This window comes from Microbacterium sp. B24 (assembly GCF_000333415.1).
Classification (GTDB): Bacteria; Actinomycetota; Actinomycetes; order Actinomycetales; family Microbacteriaceae; genus Microbacterium.
The window spans coordinates 1-2,056 of sequence record NZ_BADB01000227.1 but is presented as its reverse complement, the minus strand read 5'-3'; the positions used below and the strand labels follow the sequence as shown (position 1 = coordinate 2,056).

4 protein-coding genes are annotated in these 2,056 nt (G+C 69.5%); 2 read left to right on the top strand and 2 right to left on the bottom strand.

What is annotated here, in order from left to right; genetic code table 11:
* On the bottom strand, nucleotides 1-294 hold a 294-nt coding region (dut, locus tag I5I_RS06140), incomplete at its 3' end, for a dUTP diphosphatase (protein ID WP_187289918.1).
* Nucleotides 295-306: 12 nt separating this feature from the next.
* On the opposite strand from dut, the gene I5I_RS06135 reads away from it, so the two are divergent.
* Nucleotides 307-783: a DUF3093 domain-containing protein gene (locus tag I5I_RS06135; protein ID WP_036317659.1), complete on the top strand. Its 477-nt coding sequence runs from the start codon at nucleotides 307-309 to the stop codon at nucleotides 781-783.
* A 43-nt stretch (nucleotides 784-826) separates the two neighbouring features.
* On the opposite strand, the gene I5I_RS06130 is transcribed toward I5I_RS06135, so the two are convergent.
* On the bottom strand, nucleotides 827-1,117 hold the full coding sequence (locus I5I_RS06130) for a DUF4193 domain-containing protein (RefSeq protein WP_036317658.1): 291 nt from the start codon (nucleotides 1,115-1,117) through the stop codon (nucleotides 827-829).
* Between the two features lie 247 nt (nucleotides 1,118-1,364).
* Between I5I_RS06130 and sepH the strand changes: the two genes are divergently transcribed.
* A complete protein-coding gene (gene sepH / locus I5I_RS06125) occupies nucleotides 1,365-1,931 on the top strand; it encodes a septation protein SepH (RefSeq protein WP_239640039.1) in 567 nt (188 codons plus the stop codon).
* Nucleotides 1,932-2,056: the final 125 nt, after the last annotated feature.

Sequence of the window (2,056 nt, the reverse complement as noted above, 5' to 3'; positions counted from 1 at the left end):
ATTCGAGCTCGGTCCCGGGGATCCTCTAGAGTCCTCACCGCGGTAGCCGGCGTCGATCGTCCCGGGTGCGTTCACGATCGTGATGCCGTGCTTGGCGGCCAGACCGCTGCGCGGCACGACGAAGGCCGCGTATCCATCGGGCAGGGCGATCCGCACCCCCGTGCCCACCAGCGCGCGAGCGCCGGGTTCCAGTCGCAGGCTCTCCGACGAGACCAGATCGGCGCCGGCGTCGCCGGGATGTGCGTAGACGGGAACCTGCGGCGCGATAATGGGAACGTCCACGGATTCGATCACTCCACGAGGGTAATGCACATCGCCGCTCCAGCCGCTCCCGTTTCCGACGTCCGCTACCGCGAACGGCTCAGCCCGTCGCTGTGGACGCTGCTCAGCTCGGCGGTGATCGCTCCGATGGTCGCACTGATGTTCGTCCCGCTGGACGCGACCATCGCTCTCGCCGCGGGCATCGCCGTGGCAGCGGTGCTGATCGGCCTGCTCGTCTTCGCGTCTCCGGTCGTGGAGGTGCGAGCCGGGGAACTCCGGGTCGGTCGTGCGCATATCCCGGTGGATCAGCTCGGCGCCGCCGAGCCGCTGTGGGCAGATGACGCCCGTGCTGCGCGCGGTCCACAGCTGTCCGCGACCGCGTGGCACATGTTCCGCGGCGGGATCGACCCCGTGGTCCGCGTTTCCGTCATCGATCCCGGAGACCCCGTCACCGAGTGGGTGTTCTCGACGCGCACGCCTGATCGCGTCGTCGCCGCGATCAGGCGCGCCCAGTCGCGCTGAGGTCAGCGCGGGTGCGGGGCCGATCCCGCCGGGCGGACGGTCTTCAGGCGCACTCGATGCAGACGGCGCCGGCGGTGGTCTCGTGGTCGATCTGCGTGCGATGCTTCACGAGGAAGCACTCGATGCAGGTGAACTCGTCTTCCTGCGGCGGCAGCACGACGACGTCCAGCTCCAGGTCGGAGAGGTCGGCGCCGGGCAGCTCGAAGCCCGAGGGGTTGTCGGCATCCTCGACGTCGACGGCCCCGGACATCTTGTCGGGAACGCGCTCCTTCAGAGCCTCGATCGACTCGCTGTCGTCGTCGGTCTTACGGGGGGCGTCGTAATCGGTCGCCATGCTCTCAACTTCCAGGTGTGTTGCCAAAGTGCCGACTCGCGGCCGGGGGGACCGACGTGGGGCGGCGATAGTTTGCACGACGGGTTCGGATTTCGCAAATGATCGTCGTGCGCGTGCCCGCTTCCGGCGGGTGCGTCGCATGGAACTCGCGGCGCGCCCGCGATATTCCCGAGTGCGACGAACTGCTGTGACAGCATGGGCCCGGCAATCGAATCGTGCCCGAACAGGGAACGGGAGGGTGTTTCGCATGGAACAGCTCAAGGTGATCGGAACCGAGGAAGGCGTCCTCGTTCTCGCCACGGAGTCCGGCGAACGGTACGCGCTGCCGATCGACGAGACGCTGCGCAGCCAGCTGCGTCGCTCACAGCGCGACAGCGAGCCGCGTGCGGCGCGCCCGAGCCCCCGCGACATCCAGGCTCACATCCGTTCCGGGCTGTCGGCGCAGGAGGTCGCGGAGCTCCTGGGCGCTCGCCTGGAAGACGTGCAGCGCTTCGAACGTCCCGTCCTCGCCGAGCGTGAGCACATCGTGGGGCAGGCTCTGGCCGTCCCGGTGCTCATCGCGGGAGAACTCGATGCCGCGGCGCAGCCGACCTTCGGGGTCGCGGTGCGTGCGAAGCTCGCCGAGGCGGGGGCGAGCGGCGAACGCTGGACGAGCTGGAAGGACGAGGACGGCTGGGTCGTCAAGCTGGAGTTCACCGCGAACGACGTCGACCACGATGCACGCTGGAGCTTCGACCCGCGCCGGAGCAGTCTCGCTCCGCTCACGCCGATGCGACCCAGCTCTCGCGTCAGGGCTCGCTGCCCGAAGGACTGATCCCCCGCCTGCGCGCGCTCGATACCTCTCCGCTGAAGGACGCCTCGCGCTTCGACTCGGGGGCGTTCGGCCCGCGCCGTCTGGACGCCGAGCCGGCGTGCCCGACGCTGACATCGCGCGACCGG